The 14,227-nt window shown below is 64.4% G+C and carries 12 protein-coding genes; 10 read left to right on the plus strand and 2 right to left on the minus strand.

All coding sequences use genetic code 11. The annotated features are described in order from the left end of the window. The first annotated feature begins 2 nt into the window (after positions 1 to 2). The 7 genes from BLU38_RS10325 to BLU38_RS10355 all read left to right on the plus strand — a co-directional run bounded on the left by BLU38_RS10325 (position 3) and on the right by BLU38_RS10355 (position 8,197). The gene (locus BLU38_RS10325; RefSeq protein WP_197680064.1) at positions 3 to 623 is read left to right on the plus strand and encodes an acetyltransferase; all 621 of its coding nucleotides are present in this window, start codon (positions 3 to 5) and stop codon (positions 621 to 623) included. Continuing rightward, positions 623 to 1,663 (plus strand): glycosyltransferase family 2 protein, encoded by a 1,041-nt coding sequence (locus tag BLU38_RS10330; protein WP_091523983.1) that lies wholly within the window; start codon positions 623 to 625, stop codon positions 1,661 to 1,663. Before BLU38_RS10325 ends, BLU38_RS10330 begins: the two co-directional genes overlap by 1 nt. Positions 1,664 to 1,668: 5 nt before the next feature. Continuing rightward, positions 1,669 to 3,129, plus strand: coding sequence for an oligosaccharide flippase family protein (locus tag BLU38_RS10335; RefSeq protein WP_231920381.1), 1,461 nt, complete (start codon positions 1,669 to 1,671; stop codon positions 3,127 to 3,129). A 347-nt stretch (positions 3,130 to 3,476) separates the two neighbouring features. Next, the gene (locus BLU38_RS10340) at positions 3,477 to 4,439 is read left to right on the plus strand and encodes a rhamnosyltransferase WsaF family glycosyltransferase (RefSeq protein WP_157683354.1); all 963 of its coding nucleotides are present in this window, start codon (positions 3,477 to 3,479) and stop codon (positions 4,437 to 4,439) included. 128 nt (positions 4,440 to 4,567) lie between these two features. After that, a complete protein-coding gene (locus BLU38_RS10345; protein WP_231920273.1) occupies positions 4,568 to 5,803 on the plus strand; it encodes a DegT/DnrJ/EryC1/StrS family aminotransferase in 1,236 nt (411 codons plus the stop codon). Further along, positions 5,800 to 7,221: a glycosyltransferase family 4 protein gene (locus BLU38_RS10350; RefSeq protein WP_091523995.1), complete on the plus strand. Its 1,422-nt coding sequence runs from the start codon at positions 5,800 to 5,802 to the stop codon at positions 7,219 to 7,221. The genes BLU38_RS10345 and BLU38_RS10350 overlap by 4 nt, the downstream gene beginning before the upstream one ends. A gap of 97 nt (positions 7,222 to 7,318) precedes the next feature. Next, positions 7,319 to 8,197 (plus strand): class I SAM-dependent methyltransferase, encoded by an 879-nt coding sequence (locus BLU38_RS10355; RefSeq protein WP_157683355.1) that lies wholly within the window; start codon positions 7,319 to 7,321, stop codon positions 8,195 to 8,197. 57 nt (positions 8,198 to 8,254) lie between these two features. On the opposite strand, the gene BLU38_RS10360 is transcribed toward BLU38_RS10355, so the two are convergent. Both BLU38_RS10360 and BLU38_RS10365 read right to left on the minus strand, forming a co-directional pair. After that, positions 8,255 to 9,013: a hypothetical protein gene (locus tag BLU38_RS10360; protein WP_157683356.1), complete on the minus strand. Its 759-nt coding sequence runs from the start codon at positions 9,011 to 9,013 to the stop codon at positions 8,255 to 8,257. A 557-nt stretch (positions 9,014 to 9,570) separates the two neighbouring features. Further along, a complete protein-coding gene (locus BLU38_RS10365) occupies positions 9,571 to 11,112 on the minus strand; it encodes a DUF4082 domain-containing protein (protein ID WP_091524007.1) in 1,542 nt (513 codons plus the stop codon). Positions 11,113 to 11,303: 191 nt separating this feature from the next. Here BLU38_RS10365 and BLU38_RS10370 point away from each other — a divergent pair, with 191 nt between their 5' ends. The 3 genes from BLU38_RS10370 to BLU38_RS10375 all read left to right on the plus strand — a co-directional run bounded on the left by BLU38_RS10370 (position 11,304) and on the right by BLU38_RS10375 (position 14,222). Further along, positions 11,304 to 11,999: a hypothetical protein gene (locus BLU38_RS10370; protein WP_091524010.1), complete on the plus strand. Its 696-nt coding sequence runs from the start codon at positions 11,304 to 11,306 to the stop codon at positions 11,997 to 11,999. A gap of 137 nt (positions 12,000 to 12,136) precedes the next feature. Next, complete coding sequence (locus BLU38_RS30840; RefSeq protein WP_157683357.1) at positions 12,137 to 12,790, plus strand: hypothetical protein; 654 nt, start codon at positions 12,137 to 12,139, stop codon at positions 12,788 to 12,790. A gap of 10 nt (positions 12,791 to 12,800) precedes the next feature. Next, positions 12,801 to 14,222 carry an O-antigen ligase family protein gene (locus tag BLU38_RS10375; RefSeq protein ID WP_157683358.1) on the plus strand — a complete coding sequence of 474 codons (1,422 nt, stop codon included), beginning with the start codon at positions 12,801 to 12,803 and terminating at the stop codon, positions 14,220 to 14,222. Positions 14,223 to 14,227: the final 5 nt, after the last annotated feature.

A 14,227-nucleotide genomic window follows, 5' to 3' on the forward strand; every position in this document is an offset into this window, starting at 1 on the left:
TCATGGCCGTGTTGCTGGTGGGGGCCGGTGGCCTGGCGCGTGAGGTGATCGCGGTGCTCCGGGAGGCCGGACGCGATCTGCTCGGGGTGGTGGACGACCGACATTCGCTGCTGCCGCCGACACTTTCCGGGGTCCCGGTGCTAGGCGGCATCGACGACGTCGTCCACTATCCCGACGCCGAGGTGATCATCTGCGTCGGCAGCGGCGAGACCCGCGCAGCGATCAGCGAGCGAATGAGCCTCGCGCCGGGCCGATACATCTCGGTGCTCGATCCCTCGGTCCGCAATCCGGCCGGCTGCCCGATCGGCGAGGGATCGATCCTGCTGGCCGGCGTCACCTTGACCGCCGACGTCGAGATCGGCGCCCATGTGGTCGCCATGCCCCACGTGACGATCCCGCACGACTGCGTGGTCGATGACTTCGCGACCTTCGCGTCCGGTGTGGCTCTCGGTGGCGGCGTGCAGGTCGGTCGTGCCGCCTACCTCGGCATGAACGCCGCCGTCCTGCCGGGCCGCAAGATCGGCGCCGGCGCCACCGTCGGCATGGGTGCGGTCGTGCTCGACGACGTACCCGACGGACAGACCTGGGCCGGCGTACCTGCGCGGCGACTGGAGAGCGACTGATGCGGATCACCAGAGCTGTCCCCCTCGTCGGCGCGTCCACGGTGAGCGTTGTCGTGCCGTGCTACAACTACGGTCGCTATCTCCCTCAGCTCCTGCGTTGGGTTGTTGATCAACCGGGGATCGATGTCGAGGTGATCATCGTCGATGACGCCTCACCCGACGGCAGCGGTGATCAAGCCGAAGAACTGGCCGCCGACTATGAGCAGGTCAAGGTCATCAGGCATCTCACGAACCGCGGTCACATCCAGACCTACAACGACGGGCTGGAGGCCGTGACCGGCGAGTTCGTGACCCTGCTGTCGGCTGATGATCTTGTGCCGCCGGGCGCCCTGAGCCGAGCCGCAGCCCTCTTGAGTGCCCATCCTGACGTCGGGATGGTGTACGGGTACGCACCGTCGTTCTCCGGCGAACCGCCAGCACCCAACGCATCTGTTCGCAACTGGACGATCTGGAGCGGATACGAGTGGCTGCGACATTCCGCACGTCGGGCCCGGAACTTCATCTCCAGTCCCGAGGTCGTGATGCGAACCGCTGCGCTTCGTGAGGTCGGCTTGTACGACCCCGGACTGCCGCACTCGGGCGATCTCGACCTGTGGCTGCGCACGGCTCTTCACTGGGACATCGGCCGAGTGAACGGCCCGGACCAGGCCCTTTACCGCGTGCACGACGCGAACATGCACCTGACGACGTTTGCCGGGACCCTGCTCGATCTTCACGCTCGGCGGACAACCTTCGACCTGCTCTTCACCAGGCATGCCCGTCGGCGAGCGGACATCGCACGCCTGCGGCCATCGGTGAGTCGTGCGCTCGCCCGCGAGGCCGGCCGGGCCATCACTCTCGGCCAGCTCGATCGACTCCCGCTCGAGGAGCTCCAGCCGTTGGCCGACTTCGCGGTCGACACCGATCCGTTCGCGCCGCAGAGCCGGCAGATCAGACGGCTTCGCTCGGGCCGGCGCCTGCGGCAGCCAGGATTCACCCGCTTCTTCCTGCAGCTGCAGCACCATCTTCGCTGGCGACGAGAACGGCGGTACGGCATATGACCGATATGGCCGTGCCGTCGACTCGGCCGACCGCCGCGCGAGGCCTCGGCTGGAGCACCAGCGCAAACATTGCGCTCCGACTCGGCAACTTCGCGGTCGGAGTGGTGATGGCGCGACTTTTGGCACCGGAGCAGTTCGGCGTCTTCGCCGTTGCCCTGACTGTGTGGACGATTCTGGGAACGTTGGCCGAGTTCGGATTCGGCACTGATCTTGTTCGCGCCACCGATCCGATCCGTCGCGCACCTGCCGTCGGCATGCTCGGCTTGCTCAGCTGTGGCGCACTCGGTGTCGGCATGGCACTCGCCGCTCCATTGCTCGCGACAGCATTCGAGTCACCACAGGCAGCGCCGGTGTTGCGCCTGATGGCCGTGTCACTGGGGGTCTTCGGCCTCACCATCGTGCCGGCCGCACTGCTGCAGCGGGAGTATCGCCAGGGACGGATCTTCCTCGTCAACGGGATTGCCCTGGTGACCTCCGCGATGATCATGATCCCGCTCGGGCTCGGTGGTCTCGGTGCGTACGCGTTGGCCATCGGTCAGATCGCCACACAACTCGTGGTCGCCGTCGGTCTGCACCTCGCAGCCCGACATCGTCCGCAGTTCCGGTGGAACACCCGCATTGCCGGCGAGTCGCTCCGGTTCTGTGCACCGCTGGCTGTCGCCAACCTGCTGTCCTGGGTGCTCATCAGCGTCGACAACCTGATCGTCGCCAGAGCGCTGACGCCGATCCAGCTCGGGCTGTACGTGTTGGCCTTCAATGTGTCCTCCTGGCCGATGAACGCAATCGGCCAGGCCGTCCGAGTCGTCGCCCTACCCGGATTTGCCCAACATGGCTCGGAGACAACTCGCAACCTCACCTTGGCCAGGGCTATCGGGCCGCTTTGGGCGGTCGGGCTGCTGATCGGCGTGCTGCTCGCAACGGGGGCACGCCCGGGTATCACGCTCCTCTACGGAAAGGACTGGATCGGGGCGGCGGTGCCGTTGGTCGGACTCGCCCTCTTCGGCGCGGTCCGGGTGGGGTTCGATCTGCTGGCCACCTTCCTGATCGCGGTCGGTCGGACCCGTGAGGTGCTCGTTGTGCAGGTCGCCTGGCTTGTCGGCATGGTGCCGTCGATGTACGTCAGTGTGCGTTTGTTCGGGCTCGTCGGCGCCGGATTCGCTCACCTGGTCGTCGCCATTGCCATTCCGCTGCCGCTCTATCTCTACTTTCTCCACAGGGCTTCGGTCCCGGTGCGGCAGCTCTTGCGCGGCTGCCTCGTCCCGACGATCGTGGTCCTTCCACTGGCAGCCGCAGCCTGGTGGACGAGCTCGACGATTTCCTGGCCACTGCCTGCGGTTCTGGCGGCTGCTGGACTGGCCGCGTTGCTGTACGGGCTCCCGTTGAGCCGCTGGTGGCTCAGACGAATCCACGCCCTCCGCACGGCGCCGCTCACCTCTTCTGCCCTCGAATCGGGGCCCTCAGCATGACGACCTCCAGCACGACAGCCGAGTCGACGAACGACGCCCGCGGGCCACGGAGCGTCATCACCGGACCACTTCGGAGGACGGCGCCCACTCGACGAGTGCGGCGAATCACGGCCACGATGCGAGCAGACGGTCCGACTGCGCTGCTCCGGAAGATCATCAACGTCGCCGATCGTCGCCTCGGGACACCTGCCCCGCGTCTTCCGATCCAGCCAGACGAGATCAGAGACTCCGTCAACCTCAGTCTCGCCCAACCCGATCACAAGGCCCCGCGATCACGTCGGCTCCGGATCGGGTGGGTCTGCACGCCACCGAGCACCGGCTCGGGCGGCCACACCACGATGTTCCGGATGATCAGCGCGTTGGAGACTGCCGGCCACGAGTGCACGCTCTTCCTGTTCGACGCCCCCGGAGGACTTCCGTCCGATCATGAGGCGACAATCCGAGCAGACTGGCCCCAGGTCAAGGCACGAGTCCGTGATGCCAAGGATCTTGCCGCTACCGGCTCCGCCGGCGACGCTGGGGTCGACGGCGCCGTCGCGACAAGTTGGGAGTCGGCTCACATCCTCGCGACGTATGGCATCCAGCCGATGCGACGGCTCTACTTCGTCCAGGACTTCGAGCCGATGTTCTATCCACGAGGCACCGAGTACCAGCTCGCCTTGGACTCCTACCGCTTCGGCTTCCGGCACATAGCCCTCGGTGGAATGATCAAGGAACAGATCGCGCAGCAGGCCGGTGCAGAGTCCGACGAGGTCCCGTTCGGATGCGACACCTCGACCTACTTCCTGATCGAGCCTGAGGTCCGCCGGCGTGGGGTCGTCTGGTACGCCCGTCCGGAGAATCCACGTCGCGGGTACTGGCTGGCTCGGATGGCTCTGGCCGAGTTTCACGCGAAGCATCCCGATGTACCGATCGTCATCTACGGCAGCGATCTGCGCGATCTTCCGTTTCCAGCGGACGTCCATCCCCACCTGAGCCCACGGGAGCTGAACCGTCTGTACAACCGCAGCATCGCCGGGTTGTCCATCTCGTTCAGCAACGTGTCGCTGGTGCCGGCCGAGCTGATGCGAGCCGGTGCCATACCTGTCGTCAACGACAGCCCCGAGCCGCGGGCGGTCCTTGACAGCCCGTTCGTCGAATGGGCGTTCCCGTCACCCTCCGGTCTGGCTGATGCGCTGGGCCGGGTCGTGACCGATCCACAGACGGCTGCTCGCGGGAGATGCGCCGCCCGTTCCAGCAGCGTCGATTGGCGCGATACCGAAGCAGAGGTATTGAGGATCATCGAAGACGATCTGTACGGCCCAACGTAATTATCTGGTCGACCCCCACGGCCGAGAGGAACCCGACGCCAGTAGCGCTTCTTCAGCGCACAACACCAGCTGGCACAGCGCTATCTGGACGAGGACGCGCCCCGTTCAGCATTCAGGACCCGGACGACATGTCCGACGCAACAAGTGGGAGTCAATTCATGAATGTGCCATTCCTGGACCTACCAGCACAGCAAGCCGAGATTGCGGACGAAGTGCTGCCGAGGTGGCGGCAACTCTTCGAGACAGCGGCCTTCATCGGAGGCCCCGAGGTAGCGTCTTTCGAGGACGAATATGCCGACTACATCGGGGTCGGGCATTGTGTCGGTGTCGGCAACGGGACAGACGCGATCGAGATCGCGCTGCGGGCAGCAGGCATCGTCCCCGGGGACGAAGTGATCCTGCCGGCCAACACCTTCATCGCCACGGCCGAGGCGGTGTCGCGAGTCGGCGCTGTGCCAGTGCTGGTAGACGTCGACGACGAACACCTGTTGATTGATCCCGCCGCCGTCGACGCAGCGATCACCCGGCGAACGAGAGCGATTGTTCCGGTCCACTTGTTTGGTCAGACTGCACCGGTCGAAGGACTGTACCCGATCGCACAGCGGCATGATTTGGTGATCATCGAAGACGCGGCTCAGTCGCAAGGGGCAACGTCCCCCTTCGGACGTGCCGGTGCGCTCGGCACGATTGCCGCCACCAGCTTCTACCCCGGAAAGAACCTGGGGGCAGCCGGCGACGGCGGTGCCGTGCTCACCGACGACGGGGGGCTCGCCGACTTCGCCCGCAGTGTCTCGGCCCACGGGTCGAGGACGCGCTACGTGCACGACAGGATCGGATTCAACTCTCGGCTCGACGCCATCCAAGCAGTCGAACTCCGGGCCAAGCTGCGCCGGTTGGACAAGTGGAACGATCTTCGCCGCGAAGCGGCACACCGCTACGCCGAGTTGCTTGCCGACATATCAGGGGTCCGACTGCCGACTGTCCGTGCGGGCAACTCCGATGTCTGGCACCTGTACGTCATCCGGGTTGAGCAACGAGATCGTGTGCTCGCCGAGCTGTCAGCCGATGGCATCGGTGCTGCGATCCATTACCCGACGCCAGTTCACCTGACTGCTGCGTACGCCGACCTGGGATACAAGACGGGCGCGTTCCCGGTTGCAGAGTCAGCTGCGACACACATCCTGTCACTGCCGATGTTCCCCCACCTCGCTGAAGATCAGCAACTGCGAGTGGCCGACGCTCTCCGCCACGCCGTCAACGGTGATCAACAAGATCGCCCAGCGGCTGTTGTCCATGACCGGCCGAACACCATGTCCCACCACTCATCTCAAGTCCCGGCGCTCTCGAAGGTGGCAGTGCCATGAGCATCCTCAAGGGCGGGGCGAGGCCGGCGACTGAGCCGTCGACACACCGCTTGTCGACCGCCGATCACGGGCACAAGATCATCGACACCGACCAGGCGCCCCCGCATGTCCTGATCATCGTGCAGAACCTGCCGGTGCCACTGGACCGGCGGGTGTGGTTGGAGTGCCAGGCGTTGATCAACCGAGGCTACCGGGTGAGCGTGATCTGCCCCAAGGGACCGGGAGATCCTTCACGGCAGTGCATCGATGGGGTCAACATCTACAAGTACAAGCCGGCACCCGACGCCGAGGGACTGCTGGGCTTTGCTCGGGAGTTCAGCTACAGCTGGGTGCGGACCGCCCTGCTGTCCCTGCAGGTTTGGAACGCCAGTCCGTTCGACATCATCCAGGCTTGCAATCCGCCGGATACCTACTGGCTGCTCGCCCGGATGTGGCGCCATCGTGGCGTGAAGTTCGTATTTGATCAACACGATCTCAATCCGGAACTGTTCCTGTCCCGATTCGGTGATCACGACGTGGGGTTGTCGAGTGCAGAGCTCACCGGCCTGCTGTGGCTCGAGCGCCGAACGTATCGAACGGCCGATCGGGTGATCTCGACCAACCAGTCCTACAAGGCGATCGCGCTGATGCGGGGCCGCCGGCGCGCCGGCCACGTCACCGTCGTGCGCAGTGGCCCCGATACCCAGCAAATGCGACCGATCTACCCGGAGCATCCGAGACCGATCGATGGCATCGAGCTTGCTTACCTCGGGATCATGGGCCCGCAGGACGGCGTCGACCAAGCGATCCGGGTGATCGATGTGCTGGTCCATCAACGCGGACGGACCAACATCCATGCCACACTGATGGGCTTCGGTGACGCGTTGAACGATCTGAAGGCGCTCTCCACCAAGCTCGGACTGGATGATCACATCACCTTCACCGGACGGGTCGATCGGGACGCGATCGCCGAGCATCTCAGTGCCGCCGACATCGGTCTCTGCCCCGACCTGAAGACTCCGTTGAACGACATCTCGACGATGAACAAGACCATGGAGTACATGGCCTATGGGCTCCCGTCGGTCTCCTACGACCTCGTGGAGACACAAGTCTCAGGGGCGGACACGGTGCAGTACGTTCCATCCGGCGACGTCGAGGCCTTCGCCACCGCCGTCGAGCGGTTGATCGACAATCCGGCGCTCCGCGTCGAGCTCGGGCGCAAGGCCCGCGCCCGGGTTTCGTCGGAGCTCGATTGGCGGCCCCAGGCTGAGGCGTATGTTTCAGTCTTCGACGAGCTCTCCGGCTTCTCGCAACCCGGCCCCGCCTTGTCTGCAAGCGATCTGGGCGGCCGAACCGATCCACAGGGCCGCCGCTACGTCGATCTGGACGATCATCAGGAGTTCGAAAGCTACCTGCAGCATCGACGAGCCGCGCAATGACGCATCGCTGACGCGAAGCATGGCCGGAGCGCGGGACCGGACAGGTTCCGACTATTGAACAACACGTACCAGCGACACCCGTTGATTGGAGCGCCACATGGCTGTCGTCACACCCGCTGGAATCAGGCGCCGCGTGGTCGGCATGCTGGCATGGGCACGTTGGGGTGTCACGCCATACCCGCCTGGGCACTACCACTCACCGATACCGAGCTTGAAGGATGTCGCGAATTCAACTGAGCTGGCCGTCCCGGACTCCGTGCCCGGTATTGACCTTCACCGCGAAGACCAACTGTCGCTAGCGCGCGCATTTAGCGATCTCACAGCAGACATGCCGTTCGGCGCAGAGCAGCGTGCCGGCCTACGCTACTGGCTCAACAACACGTGGTTCGGTTACGGCGATGGAATCGCACTCTACGGCATGCTCCGCCACCTTCGGCCGAAGCGGTATATCGAGATCGGCTCCGGGTTCTCCAGTGCCTGCACGCTTGACACGGCCGATCGTTTCCTGGACGACCTCGAGATGACCTTCTATGAGCCGAATCCTGCGCGGTTGCGCAGCCTTCTCCGACGGAGCGATCGAGTCCGGATCGTCGACTCCCCACCACGGCACTACCGCTCCGAGGACTTCGCCGAGTTGGAGGCAGGCGACATCCTGTTCATTGACTCGTCTCACGTCGTCAAGTTTGGCTCGGAGGTAAACGACCTCATGCTGGATGTGATCCCACAACTCCCTGCGGGAGTTCACGTGCACGTGCACGACATCTTCTGGCCCTTCACATACCCGGCGCACTGGATCCGGCTGGGGCGTGCTTGGAACGAGGCATACCTTCTCCGCGCCCTGCTCTGCGGCAACTCTTCCCTCGACGTGACGTGGTTCGCAGACTACCTGGGAAAGACCGCTCGGGCCGAGGTCGCTAGGACACTGCCTCTGTGGGAGATCGACCCGGGTGGATCCGTCTGGCTGAGACGCGTATAGCCACGCATCAGCAGGAAGGCGCCAACAGCCGACCGCCAGTACTTCGCAGATCGGGGCCTACTGAGCAACCGAGTTGCCGGCTTTGTCGGCAGCGGTCGGGTTGAAGATGTAGTTACGAGCGAACTGCGTGAAGCCTTCGCCACCTTGGATGCTCAGCGGGCCGTAGCCCGTACCAGTCATGCGGTTGTTCACCGCGCGAATGTTGCTGTAGGGGCTGTTCATCTTGTTCAGCTGGAGCTGATAGTTGTTCCCCTCCAGCAGGTTGCCTTCGATGAGGACGTTGTCGATCGGCCCGGAGTAAGTCTGGAGGAACAACGCCCCCGTGTCGTTGCCGGACCGACAATCGAACCGGTTGTTCTTCACGTCCAGCTTCCGATCAGATCGCTTCGCTGCCGAGAAGTCACGAATCGTGAAGGCGTCGGAGTGATTCCCAGTGGTCGCAGGATCCCCCCAAGCGACCAGCCGCGTGACGTAGTTGCGCTCGATCACAGCATCCAAGCTGGTGCCGGTGTTCATCAAACCGATCCCGCTGCCGAGACCGTGGATGTAGTTGCGTGCTAGATCTGCCACACCGATGAAGGCGGTCGACTGCGCTGCTGCCTTGGCTCGGAGCTTCGAGCCATCGATCTCGCTGTCACGAATGATGACGCGACCCGTCGTCACCTTCATCGTGTTGTAGTTCGTGGTAGCCAACACGGGCAGGCCTTGCCCGACCGACGTTGGCTGAATACAACTTCGCTCCAGGACGATGTTTCCGGCCGAGAGATTCAGAGGCGTCGTGATCAGGACTCCACTGATGCGGGTGCCGCGTGGCACGGCGGGCTTCCCTTTGTATCTAGGAAGATCGGAGCAGACCAGACCATACGGCGCAAGACCCACCGTCGACCTGGTGACAGTCCAACCAGCGACAACCGGCGCCGGTGACACGTGCGGGGCGGCGGATTGTGCGTGCGTTGGCACCGGCGTCTCCTGTGCCTGGGGCGGATCACCTGTGCTTGAACATGCCGAGAGGCCAAGGCCGAGACTGGACAGGACGAGCGCCGTCCCGGCAAGCGAGCGACTCCGCCGCCGCCGGGTGGGCGGCGGTGCCAATGCGTGCGATCCCACGTTTCCCCCGAAGTGTCGCTCCGCCCCCACGACGCGACACCTGACTCTAACTCCTCTCGCACGGTGACGCTGGTGGTTCGATGATCAGATCCACGAGCGACGACAACGACCTGACAGCTTGGGGTGCAACGAAGAAGCGGGGCTGTCACAGCCCGGCGCATTCGCAGAACGGCGACGGATCATGATCAGCGCATCGCCGCTCCAATGGAGCAGCACTCAGGGTCGACTCCAGTCCCACAGACCGCAGCCAGGCAGGCGATAGATCCCTACTGGTCGACGCCGCGGCCCTTGCCGTCAGCAGCACCCGCACTATAAATGGCGTTGCCGATGAACTGCGCGAAACCTGGTCCGCCCTGCACATTCAGCGGACCGTACCCAGTTCCTGTCATTCGGTTGTTGATCGCCCGAATGTTGGAGTACCGGTAGTACAGGTCATTCAGCTGGAGTTGGTAGTTATCGCCCTCCAACAGGTTGCCTTCGATCAGGACGTTGTCGATCGGGCCGGCGTAGGTCTGAATGAACAACGCACCCGTGTCGTTGCCGGACCGGCAGTCGAACCGATTGTTGCGCACGACGAGCTGGCGGTTCGGCTTGGAGCTTGCGGAGAAGTCGCGGACCGTGAAGCCGTCGGAGTGGTTGCCGTTCGTCGCAGGGTCGCCCCAAGCGATCAGATCGGTGACGTAGTTCCGCTCGATCAGCGAGTCCAAGGTGGTGCCGGTGTTCATCAACGCGATTCCGCTTCCGAAGCCATGCACGTAGTTCCCGACAAGATCAGCAATGCCGAGGAACGCAGTCGCCTGTGCTGCCGACTTGGTGTCGAGCTTGGACCCGTCGATCTCGCTGTTGCGGATGATCACCTTCTTGGTGGTGATCTTCATCGTGTCGTAGTTCGTGGTCGACACGATCGGCATCCCTGCGCCGGCCGTTGTGGGTTGGATACAGCTCTTCTCGACGATGATGTCGCCAGCTGAGAGATCAAGCCCGCCGTCGATCCGGACGCCTGAGATGCGGCTGCCGGCAGGGACCTTGGAGCTTCCGGTGTATGTGGGCATTGATGCGCAGGAGAGACCGAGAGGGGCTAACCCGACAGTCGACACATCCACCGTCCAGCCCGCCTTCGCGGTTGTGGCGTCTCCGGTCACTGGCGTCGGCTTCGTCGGCTTTGCTGACGGTGGGGTCGGCGACGCGCTCGGCGTGGGCGGTGAAGCGTCTGCCTTCGGCTTGAAGACAACATCGACGAAGTAGTTCGTGCCCTGGTACGACTCCGCCGGGAATCCGCTGGCGCGGCCGTAACGGTAGACACCGCCATCGGCTGGCACCGAGAGTCCGTGTGAGCTCATGCTCGAGCGGAAGGCCCCGCTGGTCGCTGCGTAAGCACCGCCGGCCGCGTAGTAGGAGGCCACCAAGGTCTTCCCCTTGGCAACCGCGACCGGCTTGCTGAGCTTGGCGGTCTGCCACCCGGTGGCTGACGATGCAGGGAAGGTGACCTTTGCGAGCCGTGCGCCGCTTGCCGACCAGAGCGAGCCGGTGTAGGCGCGATGCTGCGCGGCACTGCGGTAGAACTGCAGCGCACTGACCGATCCCGACACCGAGCTGGACCACTTGACGCCGAGTTCGACGCTCGATCGGTCGGGATCCACGGCGACCTCAGGTTTGACACGGTGATCAAGGATGCTGACGGCAGCGGGCGCAGCCTGCGCGGATGTGGTCACCAGTGCTGCAACGAGCCCGAGCACGGTGGTGATTGCCGCTGCACGCTGGATGATGAGAGCGCGGCGACTGGACGGTCTCTTTGCAAGGAAGGACATCGGGGGCGTCCTGTCTCAGGGGAACCCTATTGCAAGGGCATTTCTGAACTTGACGCTAGCAGCGGCTGCTCAGTGCATCCACAACGCCGGCCGAGGTTGTTCGCTTTTGCCCTTCAAGGGCAGCGTCACCGAAGTACGCTTAGCTCGCGTGTTGGTGGGGGACCAACGCACATTGCAAGGGGGTCGGGGGCGTGACGTTTCGCGACATCATCGGGGTGATGCTGCGTCGGTGGTACCTGTGCGTGCTGATCCTGGCTGCGGCCGGTTCGCTCGCCTGGACCTACGACAGGGACAGTGGCGGCTACACAACCGACACCGTCGTCATATTCACCAAGCCCGCCACGTCGACGCTCCAACCTGACAACGGAGCCGGTGACGTCAGCGTCATCTCCTTCGCCGGCGCGATCGCCAATGACATCAACGGCGCCAACACAACGCCCTTGTATGCCGCCCCCGATGCGCCGCTTTACGGCGCCGGGGTCAGAGAGGGGATTCTGGTCGGCGTTCCCAATGCCGGCGGCCAGTGGTCGACCAGCTTGACCACAGCGGAGATCGATATCCAGATCGTGGGGCGCTCGCCGGCGTGGGTGGCGCAGCAGCAGCACAGGATTCTCGCCGAGATCCACAGATCGACGGCAGCTCAGCAGAGCGGGACACGCCTCAAGGCCCGCATCTCCGCCACCACGGAACCGTTGTCGACTGAGATCACCCACATCATGCCGGCACCGTCGAGCCGGCTGACGGCGTTCGCCGCGATCGGAATTGCCTCGATCCTGGCCGCCGGGGCAGTAGCGATCATGTTCGATCGTTTGGTCGAACTGGCGCGAAACCGCAGGACACAGGGCGGCCACACCCTTTCGTCACCAGCTGTCGAGGCACTCTCATGACCCTGTCCGAAACGCTGCGAGGACTACTTCGCCGCTGGTACGTGGTGTTGGTCGGCCTCCTTCTTGCCGGCGTTGCCGGCTATGGCACCTGGACCCACATCTCGCCGACCTACGTCCGTTCGGCGTCCCAGCTCCTGTTGCCGGGAACCGGATCACTGCCGCCGGGCGAGAACAACCCGTATCTGTATCTGGGCGGACTCGTGCAGGCCACCGAGGTCGTGGCCCGGGTAGCAGCCTCGAACGACGCCGTCAGCGCGATCGTCGACGAGCATCCAGGCACCCAGATCACCGTCGTACGTGACCCGTCGACCTCCGGGCCCGTCATTCTCATCACGGTGATGGCCAACTCCGACCAGGTCGCGGCAGACGCTATCGACAAGGTCGTTGCCCAGACACCGGTTGAGTTGGCGCGGCTGCAGGACACCAAGTCGATCCAGGCCAAGAACCGGATCTCGGTGAGAACGCTGACCGTCGACCAGCAACCCACGCTGGAGCAACGGAAGAGACTGGTGGCGACCGGTGGGGCGACGGCGGGCATCGTCGCGGTCTCCCTCCTGCTGGCGAGCCTCCTCGATGGGCTGCTCATGCGGCGTCGCCGCAAGGTGGGCAATTCGTCGGCCTCAGACCGTGGCGTCGACCCCGGGGAGCAGACGGCGTCGGCGGACGACCTTGACGGCGCTAGGTCGATCGCGAGTCCTGCCGAGGGCGAGCCGCTCAAGGCAGCCGACGCAGACGATGAATCGGAAGCGCAGCAGGCGAAGGTCCTTGAATCGGCAACACGACGACGCTGACACGATCACCATGGCACTCGATCGAGAGATCTCCGATGGGAGCGCACGGCCGCCGCGCCGGATCATCAGTGCGGCGATGATGCTCTCGATCTATCTCGTACTGCTTTTCGGCGTCCCGTCCAGCTTGACGATCGCTGGGCTCGCCTCGGTCGGCAGGCCGTCGTTCCTGTGGGGATTGGTGCTCGCCTTCTGGTGGCTGCTGGCACAACTGCAGCGTTATCGGCCGACCCGGATCCGAGTGTGGCAACCAGTCCGCTTCGCGTTGCTGGCCTTCGTGATCATCGTTCTCGTGAGCTTCGGCGCGGCGCTGCTGCGGGGCCAGCCGGCCGATCAGATCAGCCCTGCGACCACGGCCGTCCTCCGGGTCGTGTCCTGGCTCGGGGTTCTGTTGGTGACGATGGACGGGATCGCCACCCGCGGCGAGATGATCAAGGTCGTCCGCGGTCTGACGATCGGAGCGGGCCTCGTCGCTCTGCTCGGTCTGGCCCAGTTCATCACCGGACGGACGCTTCTCGACTGGGTCGTCGGCCTGCCGGGAATCGACTACGACACAGAGCTCACAGCGCGTGGCGAGTTCACGCGCGTCGCTGGCACGGCGACGCATCCGCTGGAGTACGCGGTGATCGTCACCGGGTGTCTACCGCTGGCGCTGTTGGCAGCGATGACGGATGGGTTCCGTCGACAGGAGGACCGGTTAATCCGTCTCAGTTGGTGGCTTCCGGTTACCTTCATGATTGTCTCCTCGCTGTTGTCGGTGTCCCGCTCGGCGATCATCGGTCTGGTCATCGCGATCCTGGCGACCCTGCCGGCGATGAGTCGCGCCTACCGACGGCTGACAATCATCGGAGGGGCATTCGCTGCAGTGGTCGTGGCCATCGTCGTGCCGGGGATGGCTACGACCATGATCACGTTGTTCCTCGGCGGTCCAGAGGAGCCGAGTGCGCAGTCCCGGAGCAACGCGCTCGAGCGGTTGCCCGAGTTCCTGTCATCGTCACCGTTGATCGGTCAGGGCCTGGGGACGTTCATGCCGCGCTACTACATCTTCGACAACGAGTGGGCCTTGTTGACGGTCGAGCTCGGAATCCTCGGGGTCACCGCCTTCGCGGCGATCGCGGTCGCTGCCATCGCGAGTGCGGCCTGCTCGGCACGTCGGTCCCGCGACCCTGAGATCATCACGATCGGACGAGGGGTAGCCGCGGCGATGTTGACCACAGCGGTGCTCTTCGCCTTCTTCGATGCGATGGGATTCCCGATCTCCGCCGGCATGTACTTCTTCTTCGCCGGCCTGGCCGCCGCCCTCGGCCGACTCTCGCAGACCGAAGACCTCAGCGGCTTCCCGATGATCAAGGAACCGATGCGTGATCAGGTGCGGAAATCGCTCCCAGGTGGGCGCGCAGCGGCGGGTCCGATGACTACCGAAGAACGATCATGACAGTC

This window comes from Microlunatus soli (assembly GCF_900105385.1).
GTDB lineage: Bacteria > Actinomycetota > Actinomycetes > Propionibacteriales > Propionibacteriaceae > Microlunatus > Microlunatus soli.